This window comes from Streptomyces sp. NPDC004609 (genome assembly GCF_042873655.1).
In the GTDB taxonomy this organism is placed as follows: domain Bacteria; phylum Actinomycetota; class Actinomycetes; order Streptomycetales; family Streptomycetaceae; genus Streptomyces.
Genome location: NZ_JBIALS010000001.1, coordinates 374,483 through 395,090 on the forward strand (window position 1 = coordinate 374,483; position 20,608 = coordinate 395,090).

Annotated in this window: 16 protein-coding genes and 1 pseudogene; 9 read left to right on the top strand and 8 right to left on the bottom strand. The window is 73.5% G+C overall.

All coding sequences use genetic code 11. The annotated features are described in order from the left end of the window. Positions 1-119 precede the first annotated feature (119 nt). From ACFYT4_RS01555 to ACFYT4_RS01565, 3 genes are all read left to right on the top strand, one after another. Positions 120-1,445 (top strand): glycosyltransferase family 4 protein, encoded by a 1,326-nt coding sequence (locus ACFYT4_RS01555; RefSeq protein WP_389264130.1) that lies wholly within the window; start codon positions 120-122, stop codon positions 1,443-1,445. A 181-nt stretch (positions 1,446-1,626) separates the two neighbouring features. Then, positions 1,627-2,358, top strand: coding sequence for a class I SAM-dependent methyltransferase (locus ACFYT4_RS01560; protein ID WP_389264132.1), 732 nt, complete (start codon positions 1,627-1,629; stop codon positions 2,356-2,358). After that, complete coding sequence (locus ACFYT4_RS01565; protein ID WP_389264134.1) at positions 2,355-3,431, top strand: prenyltransferase/squalene oxidase repeat-containing protein; 1,077 nt, start codon at positions 2,355-2,357, stop codon at positions 3,429-3,431. Before ACFYT4_RS01560 ends, ACFYT4_RS01565 begins: the two co-directional genes overlap by 4 nt. Before the next feature lie 30 nt (positions 3,432-3,461). Here the strand turns inward: ACFYT4_RS01565 and ACFYT4_RS01570 are convergent, their stop codons facing one another. The 5 genes from ACFYT4_RS01570 to ACFYT4_RS01590 form a co-directional block, all read right to left on the bottom strand. After that, a complete protein-coding gene (locus ACFYT4_RS01570) occupies positions 3,462-3,752 on the bottom strand; it encodes a hypothetical protein (protein ID WP_389264136.1) in 291 nt (96 codons plus the stop codon). A 232-nt stretch (positions 3,753-3,984) separates the two neighbouring features. Beyond that, complete coding sequence (locus tag ACFYT4_RS01575) at positions 3,985-4,995, bottom strand: LLM class F420-dependent oxidoreductase (protein ID WP_389264138.1); 1,011 nt, start codon at positions 4,993-4,995, stop codon at positions 3,985-3,987. Positions 4,996-5,184: 189 nt separating this feature from the next. Next, complete coding sequence (locus tag ACFYT4_RS01580) at positions 5,185-6,021, bottom strand: hypothetical protein (RefSeq protein WP_389264140.1); 837 nt, start codon at positions 6,019-6,021, stop codon at positions 5,185-5,187. A 224-nt stretch (positions 6,022-6,245) separates the two neighbouring features. Continuing rightward, on the bottom strand, positions 6,246-7,292 hold the full coding sequence (locus ACFYT4_RS01585; RefSeq protein WP_389264142.1) for an N-acetylmuramoyl-L-alanine amidase: 1,047 nt from the start codon (positions 7,290-7,292) through the stop codon (positions 6,246-6,248). A 23-nt stretch (positions 7,293-7,315) separates the two neighbouring features. Next, on the bottom strand, positions 7,316-8,005 hold the full coding sequence (locus ACFYT4_RS01590) for a class I SAM-dependent methyltransferase (protein ID WP_389264144.1): 690 nt from the start codon (positions 8,003-8,005) through the stop codon (positions 7,316-7,318). Positions 8,006-8,341: 336 nt separating this feature from the next. Between ACFYT4_RS01590 and ACFYT4_RS01595 the strand changes: the two genes are divergently transcribed. The 3 genes from ACFYT4_RS01595 (at position 8,342) to ACFYT4_RS01605 (ending at position 13,580) form a co-directional block, all read left to right on the top strand. Then, positions 8,342-10,669, top strand: coding sequence for an acyl-CoA dehydrogenase (locus tag ACFYT4_RS01595; protein ID WP_389264146.1), 2,328 nt, complete (start codon positions 8,342-8,344; stop codon positions 10,667-10,669). A gap of 29 nt (positions 10,670-10,698) precedes the next feature. Beyond that, on the top strand, positions 10,699-11,889 hold the full coding sequence (locus ACFYT4_RS01600; RefSeq protein ID WP_389264148.1) for a lipid-transfer protein: 1,191 nt from the start codon (positions 10,699-10,701) through the stop codon (positions 11,887-11,889). Positions 11,890-12,125: 236 nt separating this feature from the next. After that, complete coding sequence (locus tag ACFYT4_RS01605) at positions 12,126-13,580, top strand: MFS transporter (protein WP_389264150.1); 1,455 nt, start codon at positions 12,126-12,128, stop codon at positions 13,578-13,580. 293 nt (positions 13,581-13,873) lie between these two features. Here the strand turns inward: ACFYT4_RS01605 and ACFYT4_RS01610 are convergent. After that, positions 13,874-14,343, bottom strand: a pseudogene (locus ACFYT4_RS01610) (response regulator); the annotation flags it as partial. A 664-nt stretch (positions 14,344-15,007) separates the two neighbouring features. On the opposite strand from ACFYT4_RS01610, the gene ACFYT4_RS01615 reads away from it, so the two are divergent. The 3 genes from ACFYT4_RS01615 to ACFYT4_RS01625 all read left to right on the top strand — a co-directional run bounded on the left by ACFYT4_RS01615 (position 15,008) and on the right by ACFYT4_RS01625 (position 18,500). Continuing rightward, positions 15,008-15,862: a MaoC/PaaZ C-terminal domain-containing protein gene (locus ACFYT4_RS01615; protein ID WP_389264152.1), complete on the top strand. Its 855-nt coding sequence runs from the start codon at positions 15,008-15,010 to the stop codon at positions 15,860-15,862. Positions 15,863-15,992: 130 nt separating this feature from the next. Continuing rightward, positions 15,993-17,069, top strand: a complete 1,077-nt coding sequence (locus tag ACFYT4_RS01620; RefSeq protein WP_389264154.1) for a Zn-dependent alcohol dehydrogenase — start codon at positions 15,993-15,995, stop codon at positions 17,067-17,069. A gap of 480 nt (positions 17,070-17,549) precedes the next feature. After that, positions 17,550-18,500 (top strand): 3-oxoacyl-ACP reductase, encoded by a 951-nt coding sequence (locus ACFYT4_RS01625; protein WP_389264156.1) that lies wholly within the window; start codon positions 17,550-17,552, stop codon positions 18,498-18,500. A 427-nt stretch (positions 18,501-18,927) separates the two neighbouring features. On the opposite strand, the gene ACFYT4_RS01630 is transcribed toward ACFYT4_RS01625, so the two are convergent. Together ACFYT4_RS01630 and ACFYT4_RS01635 are read right to left on the bottom strand one after the other, a co-directional pair. After that, entirely contained in the window at positions 18,928-19,092 is a 165-nt protein-coding gene (locus tag ACFYT4_RS01630; RefSeq protein ID WP_389264158.1) for a hypothetical protein, read from the bottom strand. Positions 19,093-19,152: 60 nt separating this feature from the next. After that, positions 19,153-20,565 carry a hypothetical protein gene (locus tag ACFYT4_RS01635; RefSeq protein ID WP_389264160.1) on the bottom strand — a complete coding sequence of 471 codons (1,413 nt, stop codon included), beginning with the start codon at positions 20,563-20,565 and terminating at the stop codon, positions 19,153-19,155. Between the last annotated feature and the right edge of the window lie 43 nt (positions 20,566-20,608).

The window sequence follows — 20,608 nt, forward strand, 5'->3', positions numbered from 1 at the left end:
TTACGGCCGCGCTACCAGCCGGTAGATTCGAAGCCTCTTGAGCGATGAAGTCTGAAACTTGTTCTAGATTAGCGTGAGCGGTTACGCTCCGGCGAAACGCAGTGAGAAGGGGGCCGTGAGTGACCGCTGAGGCCATCGAGGCCGGCCCTCACACGGGTCGTACGGGCCCGCGCTCCGGCACCGGATCGTCCGGCGACGACGGCCGGCCGCTGCGCATCGCACTCCTCACCTACAAGGGCAATCCGTTCTGCGGCGGCCAGGGCGTCTACGTCCGCCATCTCTCGCGCGAGCTCGCCCGGCTCGGCCACAGCGTCGAGGTCATCGGCGCCCAGCCCTATCCCGTACTCGACGAGGGCGTGCCGCTCACCGAGCTGTCCAGCCTCGATCTGTACCGCAGCCCCGACCCCTTCCGTACACCCGCCAGGAGCGAGTACCGCGACTGGGTCGACGCCGTCGAGGTCGCCACGATGCGGACCGGGGGGTTTCCCGAGCCGCTGACGTTCTCGCTGCGGGCCCGCCGCCATCTGGCCGCGCGCCGGGGCCGGTTCGACGTCGTCCACGACAACCAGACGCTCGGGTACGGGCTGCTCGGCGATCTCGGCGCGCCGCTGGTCACCACCATCCACCACCCCATCACGGTGGACCGGCGGCTGGAGCTGGACGCGGCCGAGGGCTGGCGGCGCCGGGCCTCCGTACGCCGCTGGTACGGCTTCACCCGGATGCAGAGGCGGGTCGCACGGCGCCTCCCGTCCGTCCTCACGGTCTCCGGCTCCTCCCGGCAGGAGATCGTCGAGCACCTCGGAGTACGGCCGGAGCGCGTCCACGTGGTCCATGCCGGCGCCGACACCGGCCTCTTCTCGCCGGATCCGGCGGTCGCCGAGGTGCCCGGCAGGATCGTCACCACCTCCAGCGCCGATGTGCCCCTCAAGGGGCTGGTCCACCTGGTGGAGGCGCTCGCCAAGATCCGCACCGAGTACCCCGAGGCGCATCTCGTGGTCGTCGGCAGGCGCGCCGAGGACGGGCCGGTCGCCCAGCTGATCGAGCGGTACGGGCTCGGCGGCGCGGTCGACTTCGTCAAGGGCATTTCGGACGGGGACCTCGTCGACCTGGTGCGCGGCGCCCAGGTCGCCTGTGTGCCCTCGCTGTACGAGGGGTTCTCGCTGCCCGCCGCGGAGGCGATGGCCACGGGCACCCCGCTGGTCGCCACGACCGGGGGCGCGATCCCCGAGGTCACGGGCGCCGACGGCGAGACCTGTCTGGCCGTGCCGCCCGGCGACGCGGGCGCGCTCGCGTCGGCGATCGGGCGGCTGCTCGGCGACCCGGAGCTGCGGGCACGGCTGGGCGCGGCGGGACGGCAGCGTGTGCTGAACCGGTTCACCTGGGCGAAGGCGGCACAGGGCACGGCGGAGCTGTACCGCGCGGCCGTCTCCAGGGCGGCCCCGTGACGGCCTCGCCCGGGTCCGCCGGTGCCGGGTGCGCCGCGTGGGCCGGGTCGGTGCGCGCCGGAGCCGCGCACCCCGGGGACAGGTGCTCCGGGGCCGCGCCCGCCCGTGGTGGGCGCGCACGCCGTGGGCGCGAAGTGATCACCCGTACCACCCCCCGACTCGACCGTGAAGGCAGGACCGCGTGCTGACCGTCGACTTCTCCCGATTCCCGCTCGCCGCGGGCGATCGTGTCCTGGACCTCGGATGCGGCGCCGGACGGCATGCGTTCGAGTGCTACCGGCGCGGTGCGCGGGTCGTGGCGCTCGATCGCGACGGCGAGGAGATCCGCGAGGTCGCCAAGTGGTTCGCCGCCATGAAGGAGGCGGGAGAGGCCCCCGAGGGAGCGAGCGCCACCGCGATGGAGGGCGACGCCCTCAACCTCCCCTTCCCCGACGCCTCCTTCGACGTCGTGATCATCTCCGAGGTGATGGAGCACATCCACGACGACAAGGGCGTGCTCGCCGAGATGGTGCGCGTCCTGCGGCCCGGCGGCCGGATCGCGATCACCGTTCCCCGGTACGGCCCCGAGAAGGTCTGCTGGGCGCTCAGCGACGCGTACCACGAGGTCGAGGGCGGGCACATCCGTATCTACCGGGCCGACGAACTGCTGGGCAGGATCGAGGAGGCGGGGCTCGTGCCGTACGGAACCCACCATGCCCACGGTCTGCACAGCCCCTACTGGTGGCTCAAATGCGCCTTCGGCGTGGACAACGACCAGGCCCTCCCGGTCAAGGCGTACCACCGGCTCCTGGTCTGGGACATCATGAAGAAGCCCCTGGTCACCCGGCTCGCGGAGCAGGCGCTCAACCCGCTGATCGGCAAGAGCTTCGTGGCGTACGCGACCAAGCCGCAGCTTCCCCGGGCGCAGGCGTGACCACCCCCCGCACCGAACACCTCGTCCTGCCGGGGGTGCTGACGGCCGAGCAGGCCGCCGAGACCGTGGCCGGGATCCGGGCGGCCCAGCGCGACGACGGCGCGATCCCGTGGTTCCGGGGCCACCATCTCGACCCCTGGGACCACACCGAGGCCGCGATGGCCCTGGACGCGGCCGGCGAGCACGAGGCCGCGGCCCGCGCGTACGCCTGGCTGCTGCGGCACCAGAACGACGACGGGTCCTGGTACGCGGCCTACGACGACGGTGACGCGCGGCGGCCCACCGACCTCGGCCGGGAGACCAACTTCGTCGCCTATGTGGCCGTCGGGGTCTGGCACCACTACCTGGCCACCGGGGACGAGCTGTTCCTCGACCGGATGTGGCCCGTCGTCCGCGCGGCGATCGCGTTCGTGCTGCGGCTCCAGCAGCCGGGCGGCCAGATCGGCTGGAAGCGCGAGGCCGACGGGCGCCCGGTGAACGACGCGCTGCTGACCGGGAGTTCGTCGATCCACCACGCGCTGCGGTGCGCCCTCGCGCTCGCCGAGGAGCGCGAGGAGCCCCAGCCGGACTGGGAGCTGGCCGCGGGCGCTCTCGCGCACGCCATCGGCGGCCACCCCGAGCGCTTTCTCGACAAGCGCCACTACTCCATGGACTGGTACTACCCGGTGCTGGGCGGCGCGGTGACCGGGGCCGCGGCCACGTCCCGGATCGCGGAGCGCTGGGACGAGTTCGTCGTGCCGGGACTGGGGGTGCGGTGTGTGCTGCCCAACCCGTGGGTCACCGGCGGCGAGAGCTGTGAACTCGCCCTGACGCTCTGGGTGATGGGCGAGTCGGACCGGGCTCTGGAGATCCTCCAGTCCCTCGGGCATCTGCGCGCCGACGGCGGGATGTACTGGACGGGGTACGTCTTCGACGACCGGGCGGTGTGGCCCGAGGAACTGACGACCTGGACGGCCGGATCGCTGCTGCTGGCGGTGGCCGCGCTCGGGGGGGACGAGGCGACCACCGCCGTCTTCGGCGGAGAGCGGCTGCCACGGGGACTCGCGCCCGACTGCTGCGCGTCCCGGGGCTGACGCTGCCCGCTGCTCAGGGGGCGGGGTCGGTCAGTGGCGGCGCGGCCGGCCCGCCACGGCGTGCCCGACGAAGAGGTAGACCACGGCCGCGAGTCCGCACCCGGCGACGACGCGCGCCCACGCCTCGTCGAAGGTGAACAGGTCGTACGACCAGCCCGCCAGCCAGTGCGCGACGTCCTGGACGAAGGAGACCAGGTCGTTGGCGCGGTTGGCGTCCAGCAGATACATGAGAATCCACAGGCCGATGATCACGGCCATGACATCCGCGACGATCGCGATGACGGTCGCGGCCTGATGCGTTCCGCTTCTACGAGGACTCATGTCCCGCGGGTTGCCGCTTGTGGCCGTGTGAAACCCTCGCGGCATCGCGGGTGCCGGGTGCCGCGGCCGGGTGCCGGGTGGCCCGGCGGCCCCGGAGCCGGAGCGGCCCAGCGTGAGCCGGGGGGTGGGGCCGCCCGGAGCCGGGGGCGGTGCGGGTCGGTGCGGTGCCACGGTGAGACCGGTGGTGGGCGGGCGGTGCGGGGCCGGGGCCCGGGTCCGGTAACCGGGGTGCCTACAGAGCCAGTTCGGCCAGCACCCGCAGCGTCCGGGGATCGGGCGCGGTCACCAGCAGGTCGGTGACCGGACCCGCGCGCCACGACTCCAGCCGTTCGGCGATCCGTTCACGCGGTCCGACCAGCGAGATCTCGTCGGCGAAGGCGTCCGGCACCGCGAGCACGGCCTCCTCCCGGCGGCCCTGCGCGAACAGCCGCTGAATGTGCCGGGCCTCCCGCTCGTACCCCATCCGGGCCATCAGATCCGCGTGGAAGTTACGGGCCGAGTGCCCCATCCCCCCGATGTAGAAGCCGAGCATCGCCTTGACCGGCAGCAGGCCCTCCGTGATGTCGTCGCAGACCTGGGCCCGCACCAGCGGGGCGATCAGGAAGCCGTCCCTCAGCTCCGTCAGCGACGCCCGGTAGACATCGGTGCGCAGCGGGGACCAGTACAGCGGCAGCCAGCCGTCGGCGATCCGGGTCGTCTGCGCGATGTTCTTGGGTCCCTCCGCACCGAGGAGCAGCGGCAGATCCGCCCGCAGCGGGTGGGTGATGGGTTTGAGCGGTTTGCCGAGTCCGGTGCCGTCCTCGCCCGTGTACGGATGCGCGTGGAAGCGGCCGGCCAGCTCGACGGGCCCCTCGCGCCGGAGGACCTGGCGGATGATCTCGACGTACTCACGGGTCGCGGTGAGCGGGCTGGAGGGGAACGGACGGCCGTACCAGCCCTCCACCACCTGCGGGCCCGACAGTCCGAGGCCCAGCATCACGCGCCCGCCCGACAGATGGTCCAGCGTCAGCGCGTGCATCGCGGTGGCGGTGGGGGTGCGCGCGGCCATCTGGGCCACGGCGGTGCCGAGCCGGATCCGCGAGGTGCCGGCGGCGATCCAGGTCAGCGCGGTGAACGCGTCGGAGCCCCACGCCTCGGACGTCCAGACCGAGTCGTAGCCGAGCCGCTCGGCCTCCTGGGCGAGTCCGAGATGACCGGGGGAGGGGCCGCGTCCCCAGTAGCCGAGAGCGAGTCCCAGTCGCATGTCGCCGCCTCTCCTACCGATTCCCGACAAGAATCTGACGCAACGTCAGATCGTCTGGACGGCAGGGTATGCGAACGGCCCCTCGCCCGGAAGGGAGAGGGGCCGTTCGCCGAAGAGGTGTGCGCCCGCCGTACGGACGTCGCACGGAATCCGTACGGGGGCGGACTCGTCCGGCAGTCGTCCGGGAGGTCAGCCGCGCTGGATGCCCGAGGTGTCCTGCAGGACGCCCCGGCGGCCGTCCTGCGTCTGGGCGATCAGGCCGGAGCCGCGCTGCTCGACCGCCAGGTACCAGGTGCCGGGCGCCAGTTCGGCGATCGGGGCGGGCGAGCCGTCCTCGCCGTACAGCGGGCGGGCCACCGGCACCGCGAACCAGAACGGCGCGAAGTCCGGGGCCCCGCCCGGCGCGCCCGCGCTCGGCGCCGCCGGACCGGACTGGCCCGGCTGCCCGCCGAACTGCTGCTGGGCGGGCTGTCCCGCGCCGAACGGAGGCTGCTGCTGCCCGCCGCCCGGGTAGCCGTAACCGCCCTGCGGCTGCTGGCCGCCCGCGTACGGGGCCGGGGAGGGGGACGCCGGGCGCGGGGCGCCGACGAGCGGAGCCTTGAGCGCGGGCACGAGCTGGCCGCAGACCGCACCCGCCGCGAGCACCAGCGCGGCGATGAAACCGAGGATCAGGCCGGTGCCGGAGTCCGGGCTGAAGCCCTCGGCGTTCAGCGAGCCCCCGGGGTCGAAGATCGCGCCGAGTGAGGACCACGCGGTGAAGACCGCGGCGACGAGGCCGATGTGGCCGAGCTCGATCCCCAGGACCTTCGGCGGCTGCGGCAGCAGGTGCGACAGTGCGATCAGCGCGGCGGCGATGATTCCGCCGAGATAGACACCCAGGAGCAGGGACCCGTTGTCCCAGGCGTTCGGCACGTTGTCGCAGCCGCTGCCGGAGCAGTCGAACGTGTCGAGGAACGAGGCGATGAACAGCAACACCGCTGCTCCGATCACCACGCCATCGCCTCGAGTGAGGGAGCGGATGTTCACGTAAAAATCCTTCGTCGGTCGTCTCGGGTCGTCTCATCGGGGCGGTCCTCGCTGCCGCCGTGCGGGCGGTGTGCGCGGCGCGGAGTTCGGGGGTGACTCCCCGGCGTAGAGGTGAATCTATCGTCTGCCCGAACCGATCGTCTGCCCGGTATCGGGAGTTCCCTCTGATCGGAGGCCCGAACGGGATCCGGAGGGAACCCCGCCGGGGCCGGATCGGGATCTTGTCATCCCTGCCCCAGAAGGTGGGCGCGGACACCTCTGGCGATTCCCCGGGCCGCGCTCTGGCGCCAGCCCGCGTTCGTCAGGAGGGCGGCGTCCGCCGGATCGCGCATATTGCCGCATTCGATGAACACTTTGGGCACGGTGGACAGATTGAGTCCGCCCAGATCCCGGCGCACATCGAGCCCGGTGCCGCCGCCGACATAGTTGGACGGCGTGGTTCCGGTGGTGCGGGTGAACGCCTTCGCGATGCGTTCGCCCAGGTCACGGGAGGGGGCGACGATGGCCGAGGTGTCGGCGGCGCCCTCGCGGACCAGGCCGGGCAGGATCACGTGGAATCCCCGGTTGCCCTTGGCCGAGCCGTCCGCGTGCACGGAGACGACGGCGTCGGCGCGGGCGTTGTTGCCGATACGCGCCCGCTCGTCGATACAGGGACCGAACGCGCGATCGCCGTCATGGGTGAATTCGACCGTCGCGCCCTCTTTTTCGAGCAGCTTGCGCAGGCGTTCGGACACATCGCGGGTGAATGCGGCCTCGGTGTACCCGTCATCGGTGGACGTACCCGTTGTGTCGCATTCCTTGCGGTTGGTTCCGATGTCCACGAGTTTATTGATCTCGACCGTATGCCGGAAATTGCCGGGATTGTGTCCCGGGTCGATCACCACGACCTTGCCGGAGAGGCGGCCTTCCCGGGCGGGGCCGGAGGGCGGCGGGCCTCCGGACGCCGATGCGGCGGGGCCGGGCTTGGCGTCGCCGTCGTCCGGGGTGCCGGTGCCGGCACCCGGGCCCCCGCCGTCTCCCGGACCCGCGTCGGCTCCCGTGCTGGGGAGCGCCTTCGGCGGTCTCGGCTCGTCCGGGCCGTCCATCGCCCCCCAGACCAGCCAGCCGACCAGGGCGCTCGGCACCAGGGCGCCGACCGCGACGGCGAGGGTGCCGCGCCGGCGCGGTCGGGCGGGATCCTGGTCGTGGAGCCCGCCGCGCGGTCCGCCGTGGTCCCCGTTCTGGCGCTGGTACCGGTACTGGTCGTCTGGCTGGTTCTGGTCGTACGACACGTTCGCGATGCTAGCCCGGAGCCTCAGATTCCCGGTGCCGTACGCCGAAGGACGCGCAGCGAGTCCGTCACCGACACCTCGGTGAACGCGCCCGACGCGAGCGCCCGCAGGAAGACGCGGTACGGCGCCCGGCCCCCGTCGGCCGGGTCCGGGAACACATCGTGGATGACCAGCAGCCCGCCGTCGGCGACATGGGGCGCCCAGCCCTCGTAGTCGCCGCCCGCGTGCTCGTCGGTGTGGCCGCCGTCGATGAACACCAGCCCGAGCCCTGTCCCCCACACCCGCGCCACTTCCGGGGACCGGCCGACGACGGCGATCACCTGGTCCTCCAGCCCTGACCGGTACAGGGTGCGGCGGAAGGACGGCAGCGTGTCCATCCGGCCGACCTCGGGATCGACCACGGACGGATCGTGGTACTCCCAGCCCGGCTGCTGCTCCTCGCTGCCGCGGTGGTGGTCGACGGTCACGGCCGTCGTCCCCGCCGCGCGGGCCGCGTCGGCGAGCAGGATCGTCGAACGCCCGCAGTAGGTCCCCACCTCCAGCAGCGGCAGCCCCAGCGCACCCGCCTCGACCGCGGCGGCGTACAGGGCGAGCCCCTCGCGGAGGGGCATGAACCCCTTGGCCGCCTCGAACGCGGCCAGGATCTCCGGCCCGGGCATCGCCCGCCCGGCGGTCGCCCGCCCGGAAGGCTGCGGTGTGGGCGCGGTGTTCATGGGCGGGTTCCTCCTGGTGGTACGGGTGTCGCGGCCGGGGCCCATGGTGCCGTACCGGTCCCGCGCGGTCGACGCCGGGCGCGATCCGGTACGCCCCGCCCGATGCCCCCGGGGCCGGACCAGGGCCGGGAGGCCGGGCGCTCCCGTGGGCGGGCGAGTCGTTCACCGTGGGCGGGCGGCCTGGCTGCGGGAGTGGGCCAGGTCCTCGGTCTCCTGCCCACCGGGCCGGACGTGCCGGGTCCGCACGGCGGCCCGAGGCGCCGGGACCGGCTTCCGACCTGGAAACATCCGTATCTGACCTACCGTCAGATTGAAACGTGTTCTACTCTGCGGCTCATGGGCATCGGAATCACGCACGAACACCGGGAGTTGGCCACAGCCGTCCGCGGCTGGCTGGCGCGCGCCGTGCCGCCCGAGGAGGTGCGCAAGCTCCTCGACGTGCCGTCCGGGGGGCTCGGCCGGCCCGGTCACTGGGACGGGGCCGCCGGACAGGGACTGCTCGGGGTACATCTTCCCGAAGAGTACGGAGGCGGGGGCGGCACTCTGCTCGATCTGGCCGTCGTGCTGGAGGAGACGGGCCGGGCGGTGCTCCCGGGGCCGTATCCGATGAGCGCGCTCGCCGCCGAACTGCTGTGGCGCGCGGGCCGCTACGGCCTGGTCACCGAACTCGCGGAGGGCCGGCGGATCGGGTCGGTGGCCCTCGGCCCCGGTACGCTCACCGCCGTACGGGACGCGGACGGCGGTCTGCTGCTGGACGGCACCGCCCCTCCCGTGGCGGCGGGCGCGCAGGCCGATCTGCTGCTGCTCGCCGCGGAGTCCGCGGACGGCACGGTGTGGGCGGCCGTCGACGCGGAAACGCTCGCGGTCCGCGCCCAGGAGAGCGCCGATCCCACCCGCCCGACCGCCGAGGTCACCGCCCGCGGTGTCGCCGTGCCCGCGTCCCGCGTCCTGGCGATCGGCACCCCTCTCGTACGGGATCTCGCGTCCGTGATCCTCGCGGCGGAGGCGTGCGGGGTGGCCGCCCGCGCCCTGGAGACGGCCGTGTCCCACGCCAAGGTCCGGGAGCAGTTCGGCCGTCCCATCGGCCGGTTCCAGGCGGTCAAGCATCTGTGCGCACAGATGCTGCTCCGGCTGGAGCAGGCGCGCGCCCTGACCTGGGACGCGGCCAGGGCGGCGGCCGTCGGCGGCCTTCCCGGGGACCACACCGCGCACGGCCCGGACACCGACCGCACCGCCCCCACGGCACACACCGCGCCTACCGCGCACACCGACCCCACCGCGGACACCGGCCGCACCGACCCGGCAGCGCACACCCACCCCACCGCCGCGCCGGGGGACGGGGACCCGGGGCGTGCCCTCTCCCTCGTCGCCGCCCTCGCCGCCGGAACCGCCCTGGACACCGCCTACGGCTGTGCGAAGGACTGCATCCAGATCCTCGGCGGCATCGGCTTCACCTGGGAGCACGACGCCCATCTCTATCTGCGCCGCGCGCTGGTCGCCCGGCAGCTCCTCGGCCCGGGAGACACCCACCGCCTGCGGGCCGTACGCCTCGCCGCCGACGGCGTCCGCCGGGAGCTGCGCATGGAACCGCCCCCCGGGGCGTCGGCCCACCGCGAGCGGATACGGGAGGCCGTGGCCGCGGCCCGCGGGCTCGGGCCCGCCGACGCGCGGCGCGTGCTCGCCCCGGCCGGACTCGCCGCACCCCATCTCCCGCCGCCGTACGGGCTCGGCGCGGGCCCGGTCGAGCAACTCGCCGTCCAGCGGGAACTGAGCGACGCCGGTGTCACGATCAGCGGCCTGGGCATCGCGACCTGGGTCGTCCCCTCCCTCCTCGCCCACGGCACCGACGAGCAGAAGGAACGCTTCCTGCCGCCGACCCTGCGCGGCGAACTCCAGTGGTGCCAGCTCTTCAGCGAACCCGGCGCCGGCTCCGACCTCGCCTCGCTGCGCACCCGGGCCGAACACACGCCCGACGGCTGGCGGATCAACGGCCAGAAGGTGTGGACGAGCGCCGCGCTCTGGGCGGACCACGGCATCCTGCTCGCCCGTACCGGCTCCGGCGCCTCCAAGCACGAGGGGCTGACCTACTTCATCGTCGACATGAAGAACACCGACGGCATCGACATCCGCCCGCTGAAGGAGATCACCGGCGACTCCCTCTTCAACGAGGTGTACTTCGAGGACGCGCTCCTCCCGCACGACGCCGTCGTCGGCGAGGTGCACGGCGGCTGGAAGGTCGCCCGCAACACCCTCGGCAACGAGCGGGTCCACATGGCCGACCAGATGACCTTCGACTCCGGCCTCGAAGCGCTCCTCGAACGGGCGCCCGCCCTGGACGGCGCGTACCGCGCCCGGATCGGCGCCCTCGCCGCGGAGGCACACGCCCTCGGCTGCATCGGGCTGCGTACGACGATGCTCCAGGTGTCGGGGCTCGAACCCGGCGCGGGCGCGTCCGTGCGCAAGCTCGTCCAGACCCTCCACCAGCAGAGGACCGCCGAACTCACCCTCGAACTCCTCGGCCCCGAGGGCGCGGTGTGCGAAGGCGCGGGGGAGCGGGCCGTCCGGGGGCTGCTGATGTCACGGTGTCTGACCATCGCGGGCGGCACCACCCAGGTCCAGCTCAATGTCGTCGCCGAGCGCATCCTCGGCCTCCCCCGGGACTGACCCCGGGACCGACCCAAGGAGAACCAGCCGTGAAGAGCTATGTCGTCGGCGTCGGAATGACGAAGTTCGAGAAGCCCGAGTCCGGGGACCGGCAGTACTGGGACTTGGCGAAGGAGGCGGGCTCCCGGGCCCTCGCCGACGCCGGGATCGCGTACACGGACGTCCAGCAGGTCGCCGTCGGCTACTGCTTCCAGCCCTCGACGGCCGGGCAGCGCGCCGCCTACGAACTGGGTCTGACCGGGGTGCCCGTCTACAACGTCAGCAACAACTGCGCCACGGGCTCGACCGCGCTGATGATGGCCCGTCAGTTCGTGGAGGGCGGGATCAGCGACTGTGTGCTGGCGCTCGGCTTCGAGAAGATGAAAAAGGGCTCGCTGGGCGGGGCGGACGGCGGCGCGGACTTCGCGGCCTCGCCCGTCGCCCGGCACTACGGGGTGATGGCGGCGGGGCACGGCTTCGAGATGTCCCCGCCGACCGCGCAGATCTTCGGGAACGCCGCCCGTGAGCACATGGACCGCTACGGCACGACCGAGGCGCAGCTCGCCGCCGTCGCCGCCAAGAACCACCGGCACTCGGCGCACAATCCGTTCGCCCAGTTCCAGGACGTGTACGCGGTCGACGAGATCCTCGCCGCCCGGACCATCCACTGGCCGCTGACCAAGCTCCAGTGCTCCCCGACCTCGGACGGTTCGGCCGCGGCCGTCGTCGTCTCCGAGCGGTTCGCGCAGGAGCACGGGCTCCGCGACAGGGCCGTGGAGATCGCCGCCCAGGTCATGACGACCGACACGGAGGAGTCCTTCGCCTCCGGCTCCTGCATCGACGTCGTCGGCCGGCCGATGTCACGGGCCGCCGCGCGGAGGGCTTACGAGATCTCCGGGCTCGGCATCGAGGACGTCGATGTGATCGAGCTGCACGACTGCTTCTCCGTGAACGAGCTGCTGACCTACGAGGCGCTCGGCCTGTGCGCGGACGGTGAGTCGGGGAAGCTGGTGGAGAGCGGTGCGACGACCTATGGCGGGCGGTGGGTGGTCAACCCGTCCGGCGGGCTGATCTCCAAGGGCCACCCGCTGGGCGCGACCGGGATCGCCCAGGCGGCCGAACTGGTCTGGCAGCTGCGCGGCGAGGCCGGTGAACGCCAGGTGAAGGACGCGCGGGTGGGCCTCGCCCACAACATCGGCCTCGGCGGGGCGGCCGTCGTCACGGTGCTGCGCAAGGACTGACGGCCTCGGACACGGTGGGGCACCGGCCGGACGGCGGCCCCGGGACGGGTGGCGGCTCTGCGCGGGACGGCGGGCGGCGGCCCCGGGACAACGGCGGCCGGGTGGGCGGTGGCTCCGGGAAGGGCGGCGGCTTCGCACGGGCTGTCCACGGCCCCGGTGGGCCGCAGGACCCAGGACTTCCGGCCCCGTCTCGTCCACCGATATGCCGATGTACGGCCCACAGCCGGGCTGAGACCATGACGGCCATGGTTCACACCCCCACGGACTCGGACACAGACCCCCGGCGGACCGGGACAGCCGCCCCCGCGAAGCGGACCGCGCGCACCTGGCTGGTACTGCTGACCGCGTGCGCGGGGCAGTTCCTCGTCGTCCTCGACGTGTCCGTGGTCAATGTGGCACTGCCGTCCCTGCGCGCCGACCTCGGGCTCTCCACCAACGGGCTCCAGTGGGTGCTGAACACATACGCGATCGCGTTCGCCGGGTTCATGCTGCTCGGCGGGCGGGCCGCCGACATCTTCGGCCGGAAGCGGACCTTCCTGGTCGGGCTGGGGCTGTTCACGGCCGCGTCCCTCGCGGGCGGGCTGGCCCAGGAGGGCTGGCAGCTCCTCGCGGCACGGACGGTGCAGGGGCTGGGCGCGGCCGTCCTCGCCCCGTCGACGCTCACCATCGTGACCTCCGCCGTGGCCCCGGGAGCCGCGCGCACCCGGGCGATCGGGACCTGGTCGGCGGTGGGCGCGGCGGGCGGTGCGGCCGGGGGACTCGTCGGCGGAGTCCTCACCGATCTGCTGTCCTGGCGCTGGGTGCTGCTGATCAATGTGCCGGTCGGCGCGCTGGTGCTGCTGGGCGCGGTCTTCTGGATCACCGAGAGCCGTGGTGGCGCGGGCCGCCGGCTGGACCTGCCGGGCGCGGTGCTGGTCACCGGCGGGCTCGCGGCCGTCGCGTACGGCATCGTCCAGACGGAGGAGTCCGGCTGGACCGCCCCCGCGACCCTGCTGCCCCTCCTCGGCGGGCTGGCCCTCCTCGGGGCGTTCGTGGCGGTCGAGGCGAGGGCCCCGGTTCCGCTGATGCCCCTGAAGGTCTTCCGCTCCCGGGCGGTCACGGCGGCCAACGTCACCATGATGGTGATCGGTTCCGCCTCCTTCTCGATGTGGTTCTTCATGACGGTCTACGCACAGACCGTGCTGGGCTACTCGCCGCTGGAGGCGGGCCTGGCGCTGATACCCAGCTCGGTCAGCGTGGTCGTCGGCTCCACACTCGCGCCCCGGCTGATGGCACGGGCCGGTGCCACGACCGTCGCCGTCATCGGCGCGCTGATCGGCGCGACCGGCTTCGGCTGGCAGTCGACGATGACGGCCGACGGCAGCTTCCTGACCACGATCCTCGGCCCCGGTGTCCTGATGATGCTGGGCATCGGGCTCGCCGCCACCCCGCTCGCCGCCCTCGCCACCACGGGTGCCGAACCGGGGGACGCGGGACTGGTCTCGGGGCTGATCAACACCTCCCGCACGATGGGCGGCGCCCTCGGCCTCGCCGTCCTGACCACGGTCGCGGCGTCCCGCACGGCCGGTGCCTCGGACCCGGCGGACCTGGCGGCCGGATACGCCCTGTCGTTCCGCTGGGGTGCGGGGCTGCTGCTGCTCGGCGCGGTGCTGATGCTGTTCTGGCTGCCGCGCCGGACGGCGGAGCGGTAGCGGGCCCTCTCGGGCGGCCCCGGCGGCGGGCGCCCGTACGGCCTCCGTACGGGCGCGAGCGGCCGTCCTGGCGATGGCGGACGCCGGGAGGTCCGTACGGCCGGAAAGTCCCGTACGGCCGGCCCGGACGGCCGGAGCGCCCCCGGGACGACGGAGACGGCCGCGCCCGCCGTCCAGCACGTTCCGTCCGGCACGTTCCGTAGGTTCCGTTCGGCACGTCCCGTTCAGCGGGTGCCGTTCAGCGGGTGCCGTTCAGCGCGTGCCGTTCAGCGGGTCCCGGTCCGGTTCAGCGGCCTCCCGGTCAGCGGGCCGGGTCCCCGTCGCCCGGCTCGGCGGCGACGAGCGCCGGATCCACCACGGTCTCCCCGGTGATCACCCGCCGGATCGACCGGGCCAGCTCCTCGACGGGCCCGTCCCTGACGAGCAGACCCGCCGCCCCCGCCTCCATCGCCCGCCGCAGATACCCGGGCCGCCCGGAAGTGGCCATGATCACCACCCGGCAGTCCGGCACCTCCTCCCGCAGCCGGACGGCCGCTTCCAGCCCGCTGCACCCGGGCAACTCCGTGTCCAGCAGGGCGACATCGGGCCGCCGCTCCAGGGCCGTCCGTACGATCCCGTCCCCCCGGTCCACCTGGGCGACGACCTCGATGTCCGGCTCCAGCCCGAGCAGCAGCGCCAGCGCGCCCCACGTCATGCCCGGGCCCTCCGCCAGAAGGACCCGTACCGATGTGGCCGGGCGGTGATCCCGGGGCATCTCTTCCATGGGGTCAGATTAGGGCGGCGCCCCGCCCCGAGCAGCGGAAACGCGGCCGGGTACGGCGAGCGGAGCCCGCCGGGATCCCGTCGGCCGGGTGCCCGCGGCCGGGCCCGCGGGCGCGCCACGGGCACGATCGGCTCCGGCTCGGGGCCTGGCCGTGCGCCGGTTCCGGGTCGGTGCACCCCGCCGCCGCCCGCCAGGGCCCGGCCCGCGAGGTCCGGTCCACCGGGTGCCGACCGCCCGGGTGCCGTGTGGCCCGGGTGTGGTGTCCCCAGGCGGTCCGTCCCAGGGGTGTCCGTCCGTGTTCCGCCGCCGCCGGTCCCGGTGGCGGCGGGAGGGCCGAGTGTCCCGCCCTCACCCGCCGGGCCCCGGGCCCGCACCCGGTCATCCGGCGCCCGCACATCACCGCCGACACACCCCCCCCCCGAACTCGTGTCTGACTGAGTGTCATATCGAGTTTCTGACATGGCGTCAGCACTCTTCACAACTGTTGGGGCCTGCGTTATACATAGGCCAACCGGTCCTAGAACGCGTTCTAGAAGGGGCGCCGGGAGCCGGTCCCGTACGACCTCGGTGCGGCCGACGGTGCGGACGGCCGCGCCGAGGTCTTCCACAGCGGGAGCGCACGACAGCACCACCGTCCGCCGGAGCAGCAAGGAGCAGCATCCTCATGCCCATCGATCCCGAGAGGGCCGTCGCCGCCGAACCCCGCAGCGCCGAGATCAGCTGGGACCACAAGGACGTCCAGCTCTACCATCTCGGCCTCGGCGCGGGCGTCCCCGCCACCGACCCCGACGAACTGCGCTACACCTTCGAGTCACGGCTCCATGTGCTGCCCAGCTTCGCCACCGTCGCGGGCGCGGGCAAAGGCATCGCGGGCGGCCTCACCGGCCCCGGCCTCGACATCGACCTCACCTCCGTGCTCCACGGCGGCCAGACCGTCCGGCTGCACCGGCCCATCCCGCCCGTCGGGACCGCCGTGTCGGCCACCAGGGTCGCCGCCGTGTACGACAAGGGGAAGGCCGCCGTCCTCGTCCTGCGCACCGAGGCATCCGACGCCGACGGCCCCCTGTGGACGAACGACTCCCAGATCTTCGTCCGGGGCGAGGGCGGTTTCGGCGGCGACCGGGGTCCCTCCGTCCGTACCGAACTCCCCGCCCGCGACCCGGACAAGACCGTGGAGAAGCGGATCCGCGAGGACCAGGCCCTGCTCTACCGGCTCTCCGGCGACCTCAACCCCCTGCACGCGGACCCCGGGTTCGCCGCGCTCGCCGGATTCGACCGGCCCATCCTGCACGGCCTCTGCTCGTACGGAATGACCCTGAAGGCCGTCGTCGACACCCTGCTCGGCGGGGAGGTCGCCCGGGTCCGCTCGTACACCACACGCTTCGCCGGGATCGTCTTCCCCGGCGAGACCCTGCGCATGCGGATGTGGGCCGGTGACGGCCGCGTCCAGGTCGCCGTCACCGCGGCCGAGCGGGACGACGCGCCCGTGCTCGCGGACACCGTCGTCGAGCACACCTGACCGCGTCCGGCCGTACACCGCACTCGGCGTACACCACACCCGAACGCGGACCACGGACAGGCGCGCAGGCAGTCACAGGCAGCCCCAGGCAGTCCGACGTACCGACAGTCCAACGAAGAGGAGCCGCACCGTGCGCGCAGCCGTACTGCACGAGACCGGGCAGGACAAACTCGAAGTCCTCGACGATGTGGAGGCCGTGGGCTTCGGCCCCGGCAAGGTCAGGATACGGATCCGGGCCACGGGTCTGTGCCACTCCGACGTCTCCGCGATGAGCGGGGTCCTGCCCCAGCCCGTGCCCTTCGTCCCCGGCCACGAGGGCGCGGGGGAGATCCTCGACGTCGGCGACGGTGTGACCCGGGTGAAGCCGGGTGACCGGGTACTGATGTGCTGGCTGCCGTCCTGCGGTCAGTGTCCGTCCTGCCGGCGCGGCCAGACCCATCTGTGCCTCGCCGGATTCCTGAACGCGGGCACCCCCAACTTCAAGCGCCCCGGCGGCGATGTCTTCGGCTTCGCCGGCACCGGCACCTTCGCCGAGGAGGTCGTCGTCGACGCCGCGTGCGCCGTGCCGATCCCCGACGACGTCCCGTACGACATCGCCGCGCTGATCGGCTGCGGAGTGACCACCGGACTCGGCGCGGCCGTCAACACCGCTGATGTCACGGCCGGTTCGTCGGTCGCCGTGATCGGCTGCGGCGGCGTCGGGGTCTCCGCGATCCAGGGCGCCCGTCTCAAGGGCGCCGCCCAGATCGTCGCGGTCGACCCGGTCGCCTCCCGCCGTGAGTCCGCGCTCCGGTTCGGCGCGACGGAAGCCGTCTCGCCCGACGAACTCGGCGACGCCAAGCAGCGCGTCACCGGCGGCGAGGGCTTCGACTACGTCTTCGAGGTCGTCGGCAAGTCCGCCACCGCGCGGACCGCGTACGAGACGACCCGGCGCGGCGGCACCCTCTGCATCGTCGGCGCGGGCGCGATGGACGACTTCCTCCGGCTCAACATGTTCGAGCTGTTCTTCGACGAGAAGCGGATCCTGCCGTCGATGTACGGAGGCGGGGACGTGCTCACCTCCTACGAGCGGGCCATCGCGCTCTGGCGCGCGGGCCGCATCGACCTGGAGGGCCTGATCACCCACCGGGTGCCGCTCGCGCGGATCAACGACGCGCTGGACCAGATGCGGACCGGGGAGTCGTTGCGCACCTGTATCGAGATCTGAGCGCCGCGACCCAGGCTCCCCGCCCGGACGGTCCGATGCCGATGCCGGGTTCGGTCCTGCTCCTGGTCCTGGTCCCCGGACGGGGCCGGGCCCGGAGCGGTGCGTCCCGTCAGGGTCGGGCGACCTGCCGTCACAGGTCCGCCGGTCACCGGACCCGCCGTCGGTCGCCCCGGACGCAACACGGACCACTGCGCCGGGACCGGGCTCGTCCGATCGCCCGCCGCACCATGCGGGACCCGGGGCCGGGACCGTCCGGACACCCGGGACCGGGCCCGCTCGCCCATCCCGGCACCGGGAACGTCCGGACGCGCGCTCCCTCGCGTCCGGACGGCTCCCGGGACTCCCCTCCCGCAGCCCGGCTTCCCGTCCGGACGCGGACACCTTCCGCCGGGCCCGGGCCGGGCACAGACCCTTCCGTCCGGTCGTCCGACCGTTCGCCAGGCCGCCGGACTCCCTGCCCGGCCAGCTGAAAGGAACCCGATGTCACTGCCGAATCTGCCGCTCGACGGACTGTCCGCGATCGTCACGGGAGCGGGCCGCGGCCTCGGGCGCGCGGAAGCGCTCGAACTGGCCCGCCTCGGCGCGAGCGTCGTCGTCAACGACTACGGACAGCCGGGCCGGGACGGTACGGGCGAGTCCTCGGCGACTCCCGCGGAGGAGGTCGCCGAGGAGATCCGCGCGGCCGGGGGCTCGGCCGTCGCCCACCACGGCGACGTCTCCGACTTCGAGCGGGCCCGCGAACTGATCGGCCTCGCCGTCTCCGCCCACGGCGGGCTCGACATCCTCGTGAACAACGCGGGCATCCTCCGCGACCGGATGATCTTCTCCATGAGCGAGAGCGAGTGGGACTCGGTGATCCGCGTCCATCTCAAGGGCCACTTCAACACGACCCACTTCGCGTCCGTGCACTGGCGGGAGCGCTCCAAGGCGGCCGGCGGCCCGGTCTACGGCCGGATCGTGAACACCTCGTCGGAGGCGTTCCTCGCGGGCTCGGCGGGCCAGCCGAACTACGCGGCGGCGAAGGGCGGCATCGTCGGCCTGACGACGTCCACGGCGCTCGCCCTCGCCAAGTACGGCGTCACGGCGAACGTGATCTGCCCCCGTGCCCGTACGCGGATGACGGAGGACGTCTTCGCGGGCTTCCAGGAGCCGGAGGAGGGCACGCTCGACTTGCTGGCGCCCGAGCACGTGTCCCCGCTCGTGGGCTACCTCGCCTCTCCGGCCGCCGACGGGGTCAACGGGCAGCTGTTCGTCGTCCACGGTGGAATGGTGGCGATCGTCGAACGCCCCAGGGTGGCGGCCAAGTTCGACACCACCAAGGAGTCCTTCGGCTACGACGAGCTGGACGCGCTGCTGACTCCCCACTACGCCTCGCGCCCGCCGAACGAGACCTTCGCGGCGGCGGAGGTGCTGACCCTGAAGAAGGGCTGAGCCCCGAGCGCCACCCCGAGGCCGGGCCGGGCGCCGCCCCCGCCTGCCCGCGCCCGCCCGCGGGCCGTTGCGGAGGCCGCAGGCCGGTCCACCGACCTGTTGGGAGCGGTGGTGCCTTGAGCCGGGCTCGCCCGGTCGGCGGACCGGGTGCCTGCGGCCGCTCCGGTGCAGGGTTCCCCGGCGCCGGGTGCGGCTGCCGCCGGGTCGTCGGCGGCCCGGCCGTTCCGGCCTCGCGCCCGGCGCCGGACGCGTCCCGCGCACCCGGGTGGCGGACGACCGGGCCGTGGTCCATCCGCTCGTACGGACCGGCCGTGTTCCCGGTCGCCGGACGCGGGCCGGGTCGGCGGAAAGCGGGCTCAGTCTTCTGGGCGTTCGAGGAGCGGGGGCCGGGGCAGTGCCTCCGGGAAGGACTCGCGCGGGGTGCGGATCAGGCCGCGGCCCCGGGCTTGCGGTGCTTGCCGTGCGGCTCCGCCTGAGCGTCGTCCCTCGCCGCCACACCCCTGTGCTTGCCCGCCCCTCCGGCGTCGGGCCTCTCCGTCGACGCCTGTCCCTGCGGGCGCGTCTGGGGCGTGTCGGTCTGTATGTGAGACATGTGGGAGCTTCCCCCGTCGTGGTCGCCGGCCGTCGGTGAACTACGTGCAGGCGGGAGAGTTTAGCGAGGCACCGTCCGGCCTCTGAGAGGTGCCTGCTGCAAGGGAATCGGCTTGCACATGACCAGCACTTTCGCCGTTCCCGGCGGCAGTTCCGCCGAGGCCGTCCCGGCGGCGGGTACGTCCTCGCGGAACACCTCGGCCGCGTCCACCCGCGCCACCCCGCACTCCACCGCCCGGGTGGCGTACGGCAGTCGCAGGACGCCCTCCCGGCTCCAGTGGCCCGCCCCCGGGAACCATCCCCCGGGCGGGGCGAGCCGATGCAGCCGCCGCCCCGAGGGCCGCCACATTCCCAGCAGGCCGTCACCCGCCCCGGTGTCGATCCGCAGGGCCACCGCGCAGTTCTCCGGCAGCAGCGCCTGGCCCGGCTGGACGGCGAACGGAGTCACCTCGCAGCCGGGCAGCCGCAGACACTCGGGGAAGCGGACCGGGCGGCGGCTGCCGAGCACCCCCCAGCCCAGGCGGTCCTGGCCCGGCGCGTTCGACCGGATCAGAAGGAGACCGCTGTCGGGCGCGGCCAGCAGCAGGCGGTCGTCGCTGTCCTCGGCGATCTGGAGGAGCGGCGTCACCTCGCCACCGCGCTCCAGATCGACCGCCACCGCCTTCACCGGGCCGTCGTCCAGCCGCCGGTCCAGCGCGAGCATCCGGCCCGTACGGTCCAGCCACACCCCGCCGGAGCAGTGCCCCGGTACTTCGGCGACACGTTCCGGCCCGAACGCGCCTCCCGCCACGAGCCAGACCGCCGTCGACCTCTTCCCGGGCGCCACGGCGTACACCCGGACGCTGTCCGGTGCGGATGGGAGGAGTACCAGCTCCGTCGACTCGACTCCGCCGAGCGGGAGTTCGCCCGTCCCGGGGCCCGTCGGGTACAACAGCGAGAAGAGGTGGCGCTCCATCACCCGCCGGCGGATCAGCACCCGCCCGTCGGCCAGCGGCAGCACCTCGGTGCCGTGCTCCTCGGGCCGGTCCAGCGGCAGCGGTACGGGGTAGGGCTCCGGCCCGTCGAGCGTCCAGCGCTCGGGGAACAGCGCCTCGGCGTCCCCGGCCAGCAGGGCGGCGTACGCGCCGTCGGCGGAGACCGAGAACCCCCTGCGTACCGTGGCCGGTTGCGCCACGGCGACGGCCGCGATCGTGGCCGTCGCCGTCCCGGCGGTGCCGCCGTCCTCGGCGAAGGCGAACCCCTCGTCCTCAGGAACCTCGCCGTCCTCCGGGGCCTCGCGGACCTCCAGGGCCCCGCCGACCGCCACGAGTTCGGCGGGCTCCTCGATTCCGGCGGGTTCGTCGATTCCGGCGGGCCGCGTGGTTCCGGCGGGCTCTGCTGCGTCCGCGGGCTCGGCGGGCAGGTCGGCCCCATCGGGCCCGTCGTCCTCGGGGGACCGGGCGGCCCCGGCGGTCTCGATGGCACAGACTGTCATCGGCTCGTCACCTCCGGCCACGAAGCTAGGTTTCGTACTTCCT